This is a genomic window from Pusillimonas minor (genome assembly GCF_014237865.1).
Classification (GTDB): domain Bacteria; phylum Pseudomonadota; class Gammaproteobacteria; order Burkholderiales; family Burkholderiaceae_B; genus Neopusillimonas; species Neopusillimonas minor.
The window spans coordinates 1-1,575 of record NZ_JACJUU010000042.1; the positions used below are offsets into that span (position 1 = coordinate 1).

At 54.2% G+C, this 1,575-nt stretch carries 1 protein-coding gene; it reads left to right on the forward strand.

Annotation, left to right across the window (positions count from 1 at the left end; all coding sequences use genetic code 11):
* The first annotated feature begins 52 nt into the window (after positions 1–52).
* Positions 53–1,522 (forward strand): IS1182 family transposase, encoded by a 1,470-nt coding sequence (locus GTU67_RS15130; RefSeq protein ID WP_249417748.1) that lies wholly within the window; start codon positions 53–55, stop codon positions 1,520–1,522.
* Positions 1,523–1,575: the final 53 nt, after the last annotated feature.

Here is a 1,575-nt window from a genome sequence, read left to right on the forward strand (position 1 = left end):
CAGATTGCTGACAAACCCTCGCGTAAAACCGAGGGTTTGTTCATAATGGGGCATGCTAAAAGAACCTACTGCCTATCAGCATGAGCTTGAGATGGTGACGCTGGAATCGCTGGTTCCTCGCGATCACCTGGTTCGCAAGATTGATGCTGCGATTGATTTGACCTTCATCCGCGCCAAGGTGGCGCACCTGTACTGCGCTGATAACGGTCGCCCGGCCATTGATCCGGTCCTGCTGTTCAAGCTGCTGTTGCTCGGTTACCTGTTTGGGATTCGCAGCGAGCGTCAACTGATCCGTGAGGTTCAGGTCAATGTGGCGTATCGCTGGTTTCTGGGGTTGCGCCTGACCGATAAGGTGCCCGATGCGTCAACGATCAGTCAGAACCGACGCCGTCGATTTGCCGATAGCGAGATTTATCAGGAGATCTTTGATGAGATTGTTCTTCAAGCGATCGGTCGGGGTATGGTTGAGGGCAAGGTGCTGTACACCGACAGTACGCACCTGAAGGCCAATGCCAACAAGAATAAATACGATCTGAAGGATGTCGCCGTTAAGCCGGCGGCGTATCTTGAAGAGCTGGATGCGGCCATTGATGCCGATCGGCAAGCTCAGGGCAAGCGCCCTTTAAAGCCCAGGCAAGATAAGGACGACGGATCAGGCCCAACCAAAGAAATCAAGGTTAGCCGCACCGATCCCGAGAGTGGCTACATGGTTCGCGATGGTAAGCCCAAGGGGTTCTTTTATCTGGATCACCGCACCGTTGATGGCAAGCATGCCATCATCACGGACACCCATGTGACGCCGGCCAACGTTCACGATAGCCAGCCGTATCTGGCCCGGCTTGATCGTCAGAGCCAACGTTTTAACCTTAACCCCTATGCGGTTGGCCTGGATGCGGGCTACTTCACGCCGATGATCTGCCAGGGGCTTGAAGATCGTTCAATTGCCGGGGTGATGGGGTATCGCCGTCCTAACCATAAGGATGGGTATTTTTATAAACGCGAATATATTTACGACGCGGCCAGCGACACATACACCTGCCCGCATCACCAGCAAATTGCTTATAAGACAACCAATCGTGTCGGTTATCGTGAGTATCACTCTGATCCGGACCTGTGCACCAGTTGCCCTGGGCGTGATCGCTGTACGCAAAGCGCGAACCGCGTCAAAGTGATCGTTCGCCATGTCTGGGAAGATGCCAAGGCGCGGGTCGATGCCCGGCGACTGACGCCGGCGGGCAAAAAAATCTATGCCCGTCGCAAAGAAACCGTGGAACGCAGCTTCGCCGATGCCAAGCAGCTCCATGGCCATCGTTACGCGCGCCTGCGCGGACTGAAAAAAGTCATGGAACAATGCCTGCTGGCAGCCACAGCGCAGAATATGAAGAAGATTGCCTTGCTGCTGGCGCAGCTTTTAACGTCTTTTTACGCTAAAACAGGGCCCCGCAGGCTGAGGATCGGCGCGCAAATCAACGCGCTGCGCTCATTGCTGGCTTTAACGACAAAACGACCTGCGATGATCTAACAGACAAAAAAATAAACCCCGCTGCAAAAAACAGGGGGTTTATCAACAGTCTG

Coding starts and splice junctions, on each gene's coding strand:
- GTU67_RS15130 (WP_249417748.1), top strand. CDS start 53: ATGCTAAAAGAACCTACTGCCTATCAGCATGAGCTTGAGATGGTGACG.